The sequence below is a fragment of the Billgrantia antri genome, from assembly GCF_019430905.1.
Taxonomy (GTDB): Bacteria; Pseudomonadota; Gammaproteobacteria; order Pseudomonadales; family Halomonadaceae; genus Halomonas; species Halomonas antri.
Genome location: NZ_JAHYCA010000005.1, coordinates 322,733 through 337,111 on the forward strand (window position 1 = coordinate 322,733; position 14,379 = coordinate 337,111).

15 protein-coding genes and 1 riboswitch are annotated in these 14,379 nt (G+C 64.1%); of the genes, 6 read left to right on the forward strand and 9 right to left on the reverse strand.

Translation table 11 applies throughout. From position 1 onward, the window contains the following. Positions 1 to 2: 2 nt before the first annotated feature. The 3 genes from KPL81_RS15100 to KPL81_RS15110 all read right to left on the reverse strand — a co-directional run bounded on the left by KPL81_RS15100 (position 3) and on the right by KPL81_RS15110 (position 2,307). Positions 3 to 425: a protein tyrosine phosphatase family protein gene (locus tag KPL81_RS15100; RefSeq protein WP_219792877.1), complete on the reverse strand. Its 423-nt coding sequence runs from the start codon at positions 423 to 425 to the stop codon at positions 3 to 5. Positions 426 to 456: 31 nt separating this feature from the next. After that, positions 457 to 1,356, reverse strand: a complete 900-nt coding sequence (locus KPL81_RS15105) for an MBL fold metallo-hydrolase (RefSeq protein ID WP_219792878.1) — start codon at positions 1,354 to 1,356, stop codon at positions 457 to 459. 87 nt (positions 1,357 to 1,443) lie between these two features. Then, positions 1,444 to 2,307, reverse strand: coding sequence for an MOSC domain-containing protein (locus tag KPL81_RS15110; protein ID WP_219792879.1), 864 nt, complete (start codon positions 2,305 to 2,307; stop codon positions 1,444 to 1,446). A 147-nt stretch (positions 2,308 to 2,454) separates the two neighbouring features. Here KPL81_RS15110 and KPL81_RS15115 point away from each other — a divergent pair, with 147 nt between their 5' ends. The 3 genes from KPL81_RS15115 to KPL81_RS15125 all read left to right on the forward strand — a co-directional run bounded on the left by KPL81_RS15115 (position 2,455) and on the right by KPL81_RS15125 (position 4,594). Further along, positions 2,455 to 2,835, forward strand: a complete 381-nt coding sequence (locus KPL81_RS15115; protein WP_219792880.1) for a Rieske (2Fe-2S) protein — start codon at positions 2,455 to 2,457, stop codon at positions 2,833 to 2,835. A 115-nt stretch (positions 2,836 to 2,950) separates the two neighbouring features. Next, positions 2,951 to 3,832: a DMT family transporter gene (locus tag KPL81_RS15120; RefSeq protein WP_219792881.1), complete on the forward strand. Its 882-nt coding sequence runs from the start codon at positions 2,951 to 2,953 to the stop codon at positions 3,830 to 3,832. A gap of 177 nt (positions 3,833 to 4,009) precedes the next feature. Continuing rightward, positions 4,010 to 4,594: a hypothetical protein gene (locus KPL81_RS15125; protein ID WP_219792882.1), complete on the forward strand. Its 585-nt coding sequence runs from the start codon at positions 4,010 to 4,012 to the stop codon at positions 4,592 to 4,594. A 69-nt stretch (positions 4,595 to 4,663) separates the two neighbouring features. On the opposite strand, the gene KPL81_RS15130 is transcribed toward KPL81_RS15125, so the two are convergent. The 6 genes from KPL81_RS15130 to KPL81_RS15155 form a co-directional block, all read right to left on the reverse strand. Beyond that, positions 4,664 to 5,437: an enoyl-CoA hydratase-related protein gene (locus KPL81_RS15130; RefSeq protein WP_219792883.1), complete on the reverse strand. Its 774-nt coding sequence runs from the start codon at positions 5,435 to 5,437 to the stop codon at positions 4,664 to 4,666. A gap of 102 nt (positions 5,438 to 5,539) precedes the next feature. Continuing rightward, a complete protein-coding gene (locus tag KPL81_RS15135) occupies positions 5,540 to 6,388 on the reverse strand; it encodes a 3-hydroxybutyryl-CoA dehydrogenase (RefSeq protein ID WP_219792884.1) in 849 nt (282 codons plus the stop codon). 14 nt (positions 6,389 to 6,402) lie between these two features. Further along, positions 6,403 to 8,034, reverse strand: coding sequence for an acyl-CoA synthetase (locus KPL81_RS15140; RefSeq protein ID WP_219792885.1), 1,632 nt, complete (start codon positions 8,032 to 8,034; stop codon positions 6,403 to 6,405). 83 nt (positions 8,035 to 8,117) lie between these two features. Beyond that, a complete protein-coding gene (locus KPL81_RS15145; RefSeq protein ID WP_219792886.1) occupies positions 8,118 to 9,896 on the reverse strand; it encodes an acyl-CoA dehydrogenase in 1,779 nt (592 codons plus the stop codon). A 157-nt stretch (positions 9,897 to 10,053) separates the two neighbouring features. Continuing rightward, positions 10,054 to 11,478, reverse strand: coding sequence for an MFS transporter (locus tag KPL81_RS15150; RefSeq protein ID WP_219792887.1), 1,425 nt, complete (start codon positions 11,476 to 11,478; stop codon positions 10,054 to 10,056). A 231-nt stretch (positions 11,479 to 11,709) separates the two neighbouring features. Beyond that, a complete protein-coding gene (locus tag KPL81_RS15155; RefSeq protein WP_219792888.1) occupies positions 11,710 to 12,351 on the reverse strand; it encodes a class I SAM-dependent methyltransferase in 642 nt (213 codons plus the stop codon). 67 nt (positions 12,352 to 12,418) lie between these two features. Here KPL81_RS15155 and KPL81_RS15160 point away from each other — a divergent pair, with 67 nt between their 5' ends. From KPL81_RS15160 to KPL81_RS15170, 3 genes are all read left to right on the forward strand, one after another. Continuing rightward, the gene (locus KPL81_RS15160; protein WP_209477207.1) at positions 12,419 to 12,811 is read left to right on the forward strand and encodes a VOC family protein; all 393 of its coding nucleotides are present in this window, start codon (positions 12,419 to 12,421) and stop codon (positions 12,809 to 12,811) included. A 67-nt stretch (positions 12,812 to 12,878) separates the two neighbouring features. Beyond that, positions 12,879 to 13,253, forward strand: a complete 375-nt coding sequence (locus KPL81_RS15165) for a DUF4870 family protein (RefSeq protein WP_219792889.1) — start codon at positions 12,879 to 12,881, stop codon at positions 13,251 to 13,253. Between the two features lie 4 nt (positions 13,254 to 13,257). Then, positions 13,258 to 14,187, forward strand: coding sequence for a lysophospholipid acyltransferase family protein (locus KPL81_RS15170; RefSeq protein WP_219792890.1), 930 nt, complete (start codon positions 13,258 to 13,260; stop codon positions 14,185 to 14,187). A 55-nt stretch (positions 14,188 to 14,242) separates the two neighbouring features. Beyond that, a riboswitch (TPP riboswitch) is annotated at positions 14,243 to 14,376 on the forward strand. Positions 14,377 to 14,379 lie beyond the last annotated feature (3 nt).

Consider the following 14,379-nt stretch of genomic DNA (forward strand, 5'->3'; position numbering starts at 1 on the left):
CGTTATGCTTGCCGCCGCGCCAAATCTTCGCGCAAGGGGCTCAGGTCGTAGCCTGCCGCTTCGGCTGAAGCATGCAATTCCGAAAGCGACCAGTGAGGCGCCTTGGACAGTGCCCACAAATGGGCCACACGCATACCCGTACGGCAGAAGCCCACTATCGGGGACGGAGCCTGGTCAAGCGCACGGGAAAAGGCATCAATATCCTGCTGAGAATAGTCGCGCGGCTTTACGGGGATCTCCTTCCAGTTCATGCCAAGCGCTTCCGCCTTGGTCTTGAGACGCTGTGGATCCGGCTGGGCATCATCCTCGCCACGTGGCCGATTGGAGATGACGGTTCTGTAGCCTCGCTCGGCAAGCTTCTCGAGATCCTCCTCGGTTGGCTGAGCCATCACGCTGAGCCGCTCATCCAGTGACTTGACGTCCATATCAGGCCTCCTATGCCAGGGTAGCGTATGTCTATTCCCAGGCGGCTCCTGGGAGCGCATCGAGGGGTATCTTGAGATAGCGACGGCCATTGGCCTCGGGTTCGGGGAGGCGCCCACCCAAGATGTTTACCTGCAGCGATTGCAGGATCAGCTTCGGCATGGGTAGTTGGGCATCCCGCTCATTGCGCAGCGAGACGAAAGCCTCCTCGGTTTGCCCCTCGGCCACGTGGGTATTCGATGCCTTCTGTTCACGCACCGTGCTTTCCCACTCCGGCTCGCGCCCGTCGGGCATGTAGTCATGACCGGTGAACAGCCGCGTATGGTCCGGCAGGGCGAAGATGTCCTGGATGGACTGCCAGAGCTTGCGGGCGTTGCCCCCCGGAAAGTCAGCCCGGGCCGTGCCCGAGTCAGGTTGGAAGAGCGTATCGTGTATGAAGGCGGTATCGCCGATGACGTAAGTTACCGACGCCATGGTGTGGCCCGGCGAGTACATGACACGCCCTTCCAGTTCGCCAATACGGAAGGTGTCGCCTTCCGTAAATAGCCGGTCCCACTGCCTCCCATCGGCAGGGAACCCCGACCAGTGGTATAGCTCGCTCCATAGCGCCTGAACCTTCGTAACGTATGAGCCGATCGCGGTCGGCGCCCCGGTTTTGGCTTTGAGATACTGTGCTGCCGAGAAATGATCGGCATGCGGGTGGGTATCGAGTATCCATTCCACCTCGAGCCCGTGTTGTTCCACATACTCCAACAGGGCATCGGCATTTCTGGTGGCAGTCGCGCCCGATTTCTCTTCGAAGTCGAGTACCGGGTCGATGATGGCGCAGCGTCCTGTCGCCGTGTCGGTTACCACGTACTGGATGCTGAACGTGCGTGGATCGAAGAAGCCCGCCACGCTTGGCCTTCCTGGCGATTCTTGGTGTGTCTGCATGCTTCCTCCTGAACCAATGCAATTATGGTTATTACGTTAGTTCAGGAGGAGAGAGAAGAAAGCGGTGGAAAAAAACCTCTACAAGTTTTAACACTCAGCGACCAGCGATGTCGGGATCGCTTCGAGCCAATCCCCCACGGCGATACACTGCCCCGCACCCTCCAGCAACGTGGCGTTCTGGCCGAAATACGCCCCGGGCCGCAATGGCTGGGTCTTCATCTGGATCAGGGTCTGGAGCGGCTCACCGGGGACATCGATAATGCCGTTAGCCTGGTCGATGGTAGTGATCTTGCAGCGCTGGCAAGGCTTGCGCAGCCCGAAGCGATAGTGCCCCTTCGTGGCGATGACTTCGCGCCAGCCATCTTCGGCAAATGAGGAAGCACCCTCGACGACGATATTGGGCCGGAAGCGGTTCATGGGCAGAGGCACGAGTCCCTTCTGCTGCAATTCGTGATTGAGGGCATCGAGAGAGGCTCGCGAGGCGATAAGGTAGGGAAAACCATCGGCAAATGCGGTATGCGCCTCCTCGCCTTGAAGGTAGCGGGCCGCGACGGGGCGTTGATGGCCGTCATCGAAGCGCACCAGGCGCAGCGCGCTGCCGCGCAAATCGCCCAGCACGGCGGTGAGCCAACGGCTTGCCTCCTCACCTTCATCCAGGGCCTGGCAGGCATCGTCCCACACATATGCGGTCAGCCGGGGTCCGTCGTGGCGCGCCAAAGCGATCGCCAACGGCTGCGCCTCGGGATGCTCGAGCACCAGCCAGTCGCCCTCGAGTCGGACCGTGATCCGTGCCATGCCCGGTATCTGCCGCTGGGTGACGAAGCGCCCCACCTGATCGACCACCATCCAGTGACGGTCGTAGGCCAGGCCACGCACACCCAGGGTCGCTCGTTCCAGCGAAATCCCACTCAGCGACTTGACCGGATAGACATTGAGTTCGGCAATTTTCACGCTCAGCTCCTCTGTAGTATGTCCATTTAAATCGCCGTCAAGGCGCATGCAGCCGAGCCGGCACTCAACACCACACTCCCGCTCAACGCTGACAGGCGGACCGTGTTTGGCGACAATGGCAGTCCGCAGTCAGACAGGAATATCGGCATGACTCAGGCATGGCAGCAGTATCGTAGCGCACCGGCGCTTGGCACGCGCCTGGTAAGGCTCGAGGAGGTTGCCCACGGCGGCACGCACAGCCTGACCCTGAAGGGGGAGAAAGGCAGCTTCCCGCTGCTGTTGGTTCGCCTTGACGATGCACTGCTCGGTTACGTCAATGCCTGCCCCCACCAGTATCTACCCCTCGACCAGCGCGGCAAGAGGGTGCTCAGCCAGGATGGAGAGCAGCTTCGCTGCACCAATCACGACGCCACCTTCTCGGCCCGCAGCGGCGAGGGTACCGGTGGCCTGGGCCTCGGCTGCGCGCTCGACCCGGTGCCGGTTAGCGTGGATGGCGAGGGCTGGGTCGTCGTGGGAGGCGGTCCTTAGCAACGCACCTGCTGATATATGCCATCAAGAATCTTGATGGAAAACAGCCTGTTCATAGTACTGCGACATGGCTTAGGCTTCTTTTGCTTAGCCCACCGTCTGCCAAGGATGTCGCATGTCACCGGCCGATTCCCTTCGCCTGATCCTGCTCTCGACGCTATGGGGCATGTCGTTCATCTTCATGCGCGTAGCGGTGCCCGAGTTCGGCCCGGTGCCGCTGATCCTGGTACGCATGGGCATCGGCGCGCTGCTGCTGCTTCCCCTGCTGCTCAGCCTGCGCTACCTCAAGCTGGTGTGGGAGAACAAGGGCGGCCTGCTGCTGCTGGGGCTGGCCAATCACGTACTGCCCTTCAGCCTGCTGGCGCTGGCCACGGTGCGACTCGAGGCGGGCTTCACATCGTTGATCAATGCCACCACGCCCATCTTTACTGCGCTACTCGGGGCACTGTTCTTCACCACGCCGGTACAGCGCCAGCAGTATCTCGGCCTGGCGCTGGCCTTCTTCGGGGTCTACGTGCTCTCGGCCAACCGGCTGGACTTCGCCCTGGGTGGCGACGGCTGGTTCATCCTGGCCGCCGTGGGTGCCACCTTCTGCTACGGCGTGGCGACCAACTACTCCAAGACCTATCTGTCGCACCTGCCGGTGCGGGTACTGGCGGCGGGTAGCACCGCCATGTCGGCGCTGATCCTACTGATCCCCGGCCTGTGGATGTGGCCCAGCGAACCGATCAGCGGCCTGGCCTGGGCCAATGGCCTGGGGCTGGCCATCTTCAGCACCACGCTGGCCTTCCTGCTCTACTTCAGCCTGATCTCGAGCGCCGGCGCCACCGCCACCTCCACGGTGACTTTCCTGGTGCCGGTCAGCGCCCTGCTATGGGGCTACCTGCTGCTGGGCGAGCGGCTCAGCCTGCAGGTCATGGTGGGCATGGCCATCACCCTGGCGGGTACCGCCATCGCCACCGGAATGCTGCGCTGGCGGCGGCGCGAGGTAGCATGAGACCGGCCTGAGCCACGCTTCGCAGAGTGAAATCAACCTCTTCGGGGCCGACGCTCTTGCTATGCTCCCATAGCGAACCGCACCCTTGGCGCGGTCGTTCATGTGAGGACAAGGGCGATGATAACAAGAGACAAGAGCGCCGTTCTGCCAAGCCTGATACTTGGAGGAAGCGTGGCCGTGGCGATTGCAGCACTAACCCAAGGATCAGCAGTATCAGCAGCAGAGCCGATCGATCAAATCGACAGGGCAGCATTGGTCGGCGCAATACGCGTGGCCACACAACGCTTCGAGGACATAAATGTCGCCTTGGCGGAGGGCTACGTGCCGGACCCGTCCGGCAGGTGCGTAAGCGCGGCAACAGAAGGGCTGGCCGCCGAACTGGGAGGCATGGGCTTGCATTACATGCGCCCCGACCTGCTCGGCATTACGGCAATCGAACCACGTGTCGATGGCAACGGCCTGCATACCGACTTCCATGAGCCGGCCATCCTGCTCTATGAGCCACAGGAAGACGGAACCATGAAGCTCGTGGGAGTCGAGAACCTGGTGTTTCAGAAGGCCTGGCACGCCGCCGGCAACAGCGAGCCCCCCGTGTTTGCCGGCCGCACATGGGACGCCATGGCCGACGACCCCACCACGCCGATCGACGAAGCCCACGGCTTCGAGCCGCACTACGATCAGCATGTCTGGTTCAATGATGACGGCAACGTTCACCTCGAGTCGTTCAATCCACGGGTTAGCTGCACGCATCACCATACCTGAGAGCTCTGCAAACCAAGGACGGCGGCGAGATATCTCGCCGCCATCCTTGTTAGAACTGCTCGAGCATCCTCAGAAGTTCGGCTTGCGCTTCTCGACGAAGGCGCCCATGCCCTCCGTCTGCTCCTCGCCGGCGAAGCAGAACGCGAACAGAGCAGTCTCCAGCGCCAGGGCGCTGTCGAGGTCCTGATCCATTCCGTCGTGCACGGCCTGCTTGGCGGCACGTACCGCCAGCGGGCCATTGCCGGAAAGCTGCTTGACCAACTCATCAGCGTAGGCCTCGAGTTCGGCCTGAGGCATCACGCGGTTGACCAGGCCAATACGCAGGGCCTCGTGGGCATCGATCTTGCGCCCGGTGGTAACCAGGTCGATCGCCATGGCCGGTCCGACCCGGCGCGGCAGGCGCTGGGTGCCGCCGAAGCCGGGAATCACCCCGAGCAGGACCTCGGGCTGGCCGAAGATAGCGTTGTCGCTGGCGACGGCCCAGTCGCAGGCCAGCGCCAGTTCGCAGCCGCCGCCAAGACAAAACCCGTTGACCAGGGCGACCACCGGCACCGGGAGGGTTTCCAGTCGCTTGATGGTGCGCAGGGCCTGGCTGGCGAAGGCGCGGGCCTCTTCCGGCGTCTTCTCGCGCATCTCGGTGATGTCGGCGCCGGCGACGAAGGATTTCTCGCCCGCCCCGGTGATCATTACCGCGCGCAGGTCGTTGCGCTGTTCGAGCTCGGTGAGCACCGCTTCCAGCTCGGTGAGTACGGCACTGTTGAGGGCGTTCAGCGCCTTGGGGCGGTTGATGGTCAGGCGCACGACGCCGCCGTTGTCGACCACCTCGATCAGCTTCTCGCTCATGTGGGGCTCCTTGCTTGTTGTCTGGACGATACCGACCAACCCTAGCTAACGCTTGGTTGGTCGGCAATCCTTACTTGGTCGAGCGCAGTAGTGAATCGTCGCTTACTGGTAGACGTGGAAGCCGCGTCCTGCTTTCCGCCCCAGATAGCCGGCTGCCACCATCCGCCGGAGCAGCGGACAAGGGCGATACTTCGGGTCGCCGAAGCCCTCCTGCAGCACTTCCATGATCGCCAGGCAGACGTCCAGGCCGATCAGGTCGGCAAGCGCCAGCGGTCCCATGGGATGGGCGGCACCGAGCTGCATCGACTGGTCGATGTCCTCGGCGCTGGCCGCCCCCTCCTGCAGCAGGAAGGCGGCCTCGTTGATCATCGGCACCAGCAGGCGGTTGACGGCGAAGCCGGGTGAATCGGCGATGGCCACCGGGGTCTTGCCCAGCGCCCTGGCCAGCTCCTCGATGCGCACCACGGTAGCATCACTGGTCTGCTCGGCGCGGATCACCTCGACCAGCTTCAACACCGGAACCGGGTTGAAGAAGTGCATGCCGACGACGCGCTCCGGGCGCTCGCACACCGCAGCGAGCCGGGTCAGCGACAGCGACGAGGTATTGGAGGCGAGTATCGCCTCGTGAGTCAGGCGACTCAGGTCACGGAACAGCTTCTCCTTCAGTGCCGGCTGCTCGGGGGCAGCCTCGACGATCACCTCGCAGCCGCGCAATGCCTCCAGCGAGGTGGTCAGCTCCAGGCGCGCCATGGCCTCGCCCTTCTCGGCCTCGCCGAGCTTCTCCTTGGCCACGAGCTTGCTCAGCCCCTTGTCGATGGCGGCCTGGGCGCGGCCGAGCTGCTCATCGGCCACGTCGTAGAGCTGCACGGGGAAACCGCTCGCGACCAGGACCTGGGCGATGCCCTGCCCCATGGTGCCGGCACCGACCACGCCGATAGCCTGTTGTGTCATGGTGTTGCTCCCCTTCAATGCTTGCGCGCTTCTTCGCGCAGGACGAATTTCTGGATCTTGCCGGTGGAGGTCTTGGGCAACTCGGTGAAGATCACCGTCTTGGGCACCTTGAAGCGTGCCAGATGCTGGCGGCAGTGCTCGATGATGTCGGCTTCGGAGACCTCGCCGTAGCCCACCTTGAGCTTGACGAAGGCGCAGGGCGTTTCGCCCCACTTCTCGTCAGGCTTGGCCACCACCGCGGCCTCCTCCACCGCCGGGTGCGAGTAGATGGCATCCTCCACCTCGATGGTGGAGATGTTCTCGCCGCCTGAGATGATGATGTCCTTGGAGCGGTCCTTGATCTCGATGTAGCCGTCCGGGTGCCATACGGCGAGGTCACCGGTGTGGTACCAGCCGCCCTCCAGCGCCTGCTCGGTGGCCGCCTCGTTCTTGAGATAGCCCTTCATCACGTTGTTGCCGCGCATGAGGATCTCGCCGATGGTCTCGCCATCCTTGGGCACCGGCTCGAGGGTATTGGGATCGGCCACGCAAAGCGCTTCGAGCATGTGGTAGCGCACGCCCTGGCGCGCCTTGATCCTGGCCCGCTGCTCCAGCGGCAGCTCGTCCCACGCCTCGCGCCAGGCGCATACTGTCACCGGCCCATAGACCTCGGTGAGACCGTAGACATGAGTCACCTCGATGCCGAGTTTCTCGACCCCGGCGATCACCGAGGCCGGTGGCGCGGCACCGGCGGTGGTGACCTTCACCGGGTGATCGAACTCGCGCTTCTGCTCCGGCGGCAGGTTGACCAGGCCGTTGAGCACGATGGGCGCACCGCTGAAGTGGGTCACCTTTTCATCGGCGATCAGGTCCATGATCCGCTTGGGGTCGACCTTGCGCAGGCACACGCTGGTGCCGGCGTTGGCGGCGATGGTCCAGGGGAAGCACCAGCCGTTGCAGTGGAACATCGGCAGGGTCCAGAGATAGACAGGATGGTGCGGCATGGCCCACTCGAGGATATTGCTCACCGCGTTGAGGTAGGCGCCACGGTGATGGTAGACCACCCCCTTGGGCTTGCCGGTCGTGCCCGAGGTATAGTTGAGCGAGATCGCCTGCCATTCATCCTCGGGGAGCCGGTAGGCGTAGTCCGGATCGCCCTCGGCCAGCAGGGCTTCGTACTCCAGTCCACCGATCCGGCGCTTCTCGCCCTCGTACAGCACGTCGTCGACGTCGATCACCAGCGGCTTGATCGCCAGCCGCGAAACGGCATCCTCGATCACCCCGGCGAATTCCGGGTCGACCAGCACGGCCTGGGCTTCGCCGTGCTCGAGCATGTAGGCGATGGCCTCGGCATCGAGACGGATGTTGAGCGTGTTGAGTACGCAGCCGGCCAGCGGCACGCCGAAATGCGCCTCGAACATGGCCGGTACATTGGGCAACATCGCGGCCACCGTCTCGCCGGGCTTGATGCCGCGCTTCTCGAGCGCCGAGGCGAGCCGGCGACAGCGCGTCCAGGTCTCGCTCCAGCTGCGGCGGATGTCGCCGTGGACCACCGCCGGGTAGTCGGGATAGATAGACGCGCTACGCTCGATGAAAGTGAGCGGCGATAGCGGGACGAAGTTGGCCTGCGTCTTGGGCAGGTCCTGTTCGAAGATGCTGTCGTTCATGGTGGGCTCCGAGTGTGGTGTCGTTATTGTGTGCTAATTCCAGGTGACAGCGGCCGGTGAGTCGGCCGGTCGCTGTCTTTGCTTCAGGAAGTGACGTTGAAGGCGGACAGACTGGCCATCCCGGCCTCGATCACGCTGCGATTGGCGCGGCCGAGCGGCAGCCACTGGCGCAGGGCGAAATCGGCAGCCGCCAGCTTGGCTGGGTAGAACGGATCATCGCTGCCACCCGCCAAGGCGGCGCTGGCCTTGAGCGCGGCACGCCCCATCTGCCAGGCGCACAGCACATGGCCGGCCAGGCTGAGGAAGGGCGTGGCGTAGGCCTGGATGGCGTCCGCTCCTCGCTCGGGATCACCACCCTGTTCCAGGACGATGGCCATGGCGGCACGCAGGTCGGCGGCACCGGCAGCCAGGCTGTCGCCCGATGCAGCCAGCTCGCCGCTCTTGCGCAGTTCTCCGGCGGTGGCCTCGATCTCGTCTAGCAGCCCGCTCAGTGCCGTCCCACCGTCGCGGGAGAGCTTGCGCCCGGCCAGGTCGAGCGCCTGGATGCCGTTGGTACCTTCGTAGATCGGCGCGATACGAGCATCGCGCAGCAGTTGGGCGGCACCGGTCTCTTCGATATAGCCCATGCCGCCATGCACCTGCACGCCCAGCGAAGCGATGTCCACGGCCTGGTCGGTGGAGAACGCCTTGACCACCGGGATCAGCACGTCAACCTGCGCCTGGGCAGCCTCGCGCTCGGCGGCATCGGTCGCATGGCGGGCCACGTCGAGCTGGGCGGCACAGTAAAGCGCCAGCGCCCGCAACGCGTCGGTACGAGCGCGCATGGAAAGCAGCATGCGGCGTACGTCGAGGTGCTCGCTGATGGTGGCCTCGCTGCCACGCGCCCTGCCTTGCACGCGGTCGAGGGCATAGGTGAAGGCGTGCTGGCAGGCGCGTTCGGCCACGCCGATGCCCTGCACGCCGACCTTGTGGCGGGCCTCGTTCATCATGGTGAACATGTGATTGAGGCCGCGCCCCTCCACGCCCACCAGGTAGCCGATGGCGCCGTCGCCCTCGCCGAAGCTGAGGGTGCAGGTGGGTGAGCCGTGGATGCCCAATTTGTGCTCGATGGAGGCACAGGTAACGTCGTTGCGCTCGCCCAGCGAGCCATCCTCGTTGACGAGGAACTTCGGCACCAGGAACAGCGAGATCCCCTTGTTGCCCTCGGGAGCATCGGGCTTGCGCGCCAGTACCAGGTGGATGATGTTCTCGCTGGCGTCGTGCTCGCCCCAGGTGATGAAGATCTTCTGGCCAAACAGGCGGTAGTGGTCTCCTTCGGGAACGGCGCGGGTACGCACCTTGGAGAGATCGGAGCCGGCCTGGGGCTCGGTGAGATTCATGGTGCCGGTCCAGCTGCCTTCGACCAGCCTGGGCAGGTAGGTTTCCTTGAGCGCATCGCTGCCGTGGTGCGCCAGCGCCTCGATGGCCCCGGCGGTGAGCATCGGGCACAGCCCCAGCGCCATGTTGGCGCCGTGCAGCATCTCCTGCACGCTGCTCGCCACCACTTCGGGAAGCCCCTGCCCGCCCAATGCTTGGGACACCCCGATGCCGTTCCAGCCGCCTTCGACATAGGCCTGATAGGCCTCGGCAAAACCGTCCGGCAGGGTCACGCCACCGTCTTCTCGGCGTACGCAGCCCTGACGGTCACCGCTGGCGTTGAGCGGCGCCCACACCTCCCCGGCCAGCTTGGCGGCTTCCTCCAGCACCGCCTCGACGAGGTCGGGGCTCGCCTCGTCGAAGCCAGGAAGCGCGAGCGAGCGATACTCGAGCAGCTCCTCGAGCACGAAGCGAAGATCACGAACGGGGGCGGCAAAAGGAAACATGGCACTACCTCAGGAAAATGATAACGACGATAGTAGATTCACTATTTTTCGTTAACCATTATCCCTAGGTCGCACCACAACGCAAAGCGCCCGATGCAGAACATCGGGCGCTTGCGAGAGACGCCATCAGCGTGCAATCAGCCTGGGAGAAACCCCATCAGCGGCGGGAGTCGTCGGCGAGCGGCGCCGGCTCCTGCACCTCTTCCTGCTCGCGCCGAGGCTCTTCCTCTTCTTCCCCATGGTAGAAGACGATATGCGGCTCATCAGGCGGCGGCGGACCGACTACGGGTTCGGCCACTTCCACATCGGGCACCAGATCGGAGAGATCCTCCATGTGCTCGTGCTCGATGGCGCCCTGGACCAGTTCCTCGGTCACGGTAAGCTCGGCGCCCGCCGATGACATCGGCGTGCTGGGCGCGAAGGGCGCCACCGGCACCGGTGCCGGACGCACGCTGCGCCGCCAGGCGAAGAAGCCCACCAGGAACAGACCCAGTCCACCGAAGGCCCAGAACAGCCCGGCGTCGCCAATCCACGCCATGGCCGGCGAGATCAGCGGAGGGCTCACCGTCGAACCAATGGCATTGATCAACAGCAGCCCCTGACTCATGCGCACCAGGGCACCGGCAGGGGCACGGTCGGCAGCGTGGCTGACCGCCACCGGATAAAGCGCGAAGACACCGCCGCCCAGCAGGAACAGCAGCGCGGCCAGCATCCAGGTGTTCAGCGGCAGCAGCAGCATGCCGGCGGAGATCAGGGTACAGAAGGCCCCGATCATGATCAGTACGATCTGGCGATCGTGGCGGTCGGACCAGCGCCCGATGGGGTACTGCAGCAGCATGGCACCGAGTACCACCACCGCCATCATTTGTCCGACTTGCGCCACTGTAAGACCGATGCGCTGGAGGTAGAGCGGCAGCAGCGTGTAGACGGCGGCCACCGCCAAACCAGAGCCGAAACTGCCCATCACCCCGGTGGGCGTGAGCGTGATCAGGCGCATCGGCGACAGCGGCTCGGCATGCTCGATCAACGGTGAGACCCGCGGAATCATCGCCATCGGCAACACCGACAGCGATGCCAGCATGCCGATCACCATGAACGGCGCGGCCTCGCCCATGGCATCGGTGACACCAAGCAGCAGTTGGCCGAGGACGCCGGCGGCATACAGCGAAATCATGTAGAGCGCCAGCAGACGCCCACGCACCTTCTGGTCGCCGGAGGTGAGCAGCCAGCTCTCGATGACCAGGTAGACACCCACGGTGGCCCAACCGCCAACCAGGCGCAGGGCGAACCAGGCCCAGGGTTCGAAGAACAAGGCCTGCAGCAGCACCGTGACCGCCACCAGCGAAGCGAAACTTCCATAGGCGCGAATGTGGCCGATGCGCAGCAGCAACCGGTCGTTGAACATGGCACCCAGCGCCAGGCCGATGAAATAGGCGGACGAGACCCAACCGATCACTACCGGTGACTCACCGGCCGCATCCAGGCGCAGGGTAATCAGGGTGGCCAGGAAGCCGTTACCGATGCCCAGAATGAAGAGACCCAGCAAGGGAGCCAGGGCCATGGCCAGCAGTTGGCGAGACATGCACGCGCCTCTCGACAGCAAATGAATAAAGGAAGAAAGATGACAGAAAATGGCGTGGAACGCTGCCCACAGCCTCAGCGCGGCAGAGAGAAAACGCTCCATGCGCGATCGGGGCGGCGCGAATCATACGCCTGACAGCGCCGCTGTCAAATGCTTATTCCGAGCCGCTGTAACGAATCAGAAAAAAACGCCATAGCAGTCGCCAAAAACAGCAAAGCCTGCCAAAAACTCTTAGGCTCTAAGCTTCTGAAGGAGCGCTACATCCGCGGCGGGAAACTCGACGCGCATGCCGAGCCGCTGCGCCAGCCATTCGAAGCTCGCCTCGCTGAAGAAGCACACGTGGGTAGGATCGAGAATGTAGTGCCAGCTGGCGAAGGCCGTCTCGTCGATCACGCGCTTGGTCATCAACCCGAGCCAGCCCCCTTCGGGCAGCATGGCCACCAGACGCTCGAGTTCACGCCCGGGCTCGAACAGATGTTCCACCACCTCGGTGGCGGTAATGAAGTCGTAGCGACGCTCGAGCACGGCGGGTTGCGGCGCGTAGAAGGGGTCGTAGATCGCCATCGGGTGGCCCGCCTCTTCGAACATCAGCGACAGCGTCGGACCGGGGCCGGCACCGAAGTCGAGCCCGCGGGCGCCCGGTGCCAAGCGGCTGCGCAGGGGCTCGAGCAGCCGCGCCAGGAAGCGACGATAGCCGGGGTCGTCTGGGTGGTTCTCGTGTTGATCATAGACCGCTTTCTCCTGCTCGGGCGAAAGGCGCTGCTCCGGCGGCACGAACGCCAGCCCGCAGTTGCCACAGCGGTAATAATCGCGCCTCGCGTCGCGATGAAAACGTCGCGAATCCACGGATGTGCATAGCGGGCAGGTCGGCATCGTCGTATCCTTTTGGGCCTGGCGAACCATAGCTTACAGAAACCGCATTACAACGAGGAGGCCGGCAATGCTGTCAGGTCTGGACCACCTGGTCATCACCGTGACCGACATTTCCCGTGCCGTGGACTTCTATTCCCGTGTGCTCGGGCTCGAGGTGCGCTATCGCGATCGCGAGCGAGTCGACCTGATGCTCGGCGACATCGCCCTGCGCCTGCACTGGACGGCCACCGATATCGAGCCGCGCGCCGCCACTCCGACGCCGGGCAGTCTCGATCTGTGCCTGCGTAGCCTGTTGCCCTTGGACGAGGTCCAGCGGCACCTGGCGGCGCTGGAGGTCGACGTGGAGCTTGGCCCGGTCACCCGCCAGGGCGCCAACGGACTCATCGAGTCGCTCTACCTGCGCGATCCCGACGGCAACCTGCTGGAGATCAGCCGCCCGCTGAAGGAACCGCTCGAATAATCACCTCCCTGGCAATGTCGCCCACGGCCGGTATCATTGTCGCAAACCAAGATCGACTGGATGCCTCATGAACGATAGTCCCGAGAGCCGCAGCGTCATCGATTCGGGTGGTGCGCCCGATACCACCCTGCCCATTGTCGTCTATGCCCTGTTCCTGGCAGGCATCGTCACTGGCGGCCTTACCATGCTGATCGGCGTGGTGATCGCCTATGTCTATCGCGGCCAAGGCCCCCATTGGTTCGACGAGCACTACCGCTACCAGATTCGCACCTTCTGGCTCGCGGTGCTCTATTTCGCGATTTCCGGTCTGCTGATGCTGATACTGATCGGCTTCGTAACCTGGTTGGTGGTGATCGTCTGGCTGGTGTTTCGCTGCGTCAAGGGCATCAAGCGCCTGCAGGAGCACCGCGCTCCCGATAACGTGGATGCCTGGTTGATCTGAGTCCATGAGCGAGCCGCAGTCATCCACCGCCACACTGCAGGGCCGCGCCATCGCCACGCTGTGGCGCACCCTGGCCCGCCGTCGTCCCGCCATGCTCTGGCGGCTGGCCCGCACCGCTGGCCCGCTGGTCCACCGTTTCAGCCATCGCGAGCGCGAGGTCACTGAAACCAACCTCGCCGAGGTCTATCCCGACTGCAGTGACACCGAGCGCAAGCGCCTGGCCAAGGAGAGTCTGACCCACTCCACCGCCACCATGCTCGAACTCGGCTTCGCCTGGATGGGCGAACCGCAGCGGGTCGAACGTGCCATCCTGGAGGTCCATGGCCGCGAGCTGCTTGACGATGCGCGTGCCGAAGGGCGCGGCGTCATCGTCTTGGCCCCACACTTCGGCAACTGGGAGGTACTCAACTTCTGGCTCTCCAGTCACTTCCCCTTTACCGCCATGTACGAGCCCCCCAAGATCGCCGAACTCGACCCGGTGATCCGTCAGGGGCGTGAGCGCATGGGCGCCAGCCTGGTACCGACCAACCCGCGCGGCGTCGCCGCACTGCTCAAGGCGCTCAAGCGCAGTGAGGCCGTCGGTATCCTGCCGGACCAGGAGCCCGACTGGGGCAGCGGCGTATTCGCCCCCTTCTATCACCGCCTGGCCTACACCGCGACCCTGCTGCCCAAGCTGGTCGCACGCACCGATGCCAGGGTGGTCACCGGTGTGGCTCGACGCCTTCCCGGCCGGGGCTTCGCCATCCACTTCCTCGCCGCCGACGAGCGAGTCTACGCTGACGACGAGACGCAGTCGGCCACCGGCGTCAACGCCTGCGTGGAAGCCGCAATCACCCTGGATCCGGCCCAATACCAGTGGGAGTACAAGCGTTACCGCAAAGTGATCGAGGAGCAGCTGGGCGTGCCGCATCACAAGCGTTACCGCCTCTATTGAAAACGCATTTCGCTGCGGTGACTGGCAAGACGGCATCATCCTGCTAGACTGGCCACAACGCTTGACGGGGTGCCGGTGGAACCGGCTGAGATCGCCATACGACATGTCTGCTGCAGATGCGTCGTCACGGCGGGGCCCGTTGAACCTGATCCGGCTCGTACCGGCGTAGGAATCAAGCGGTGGCCAGGCACC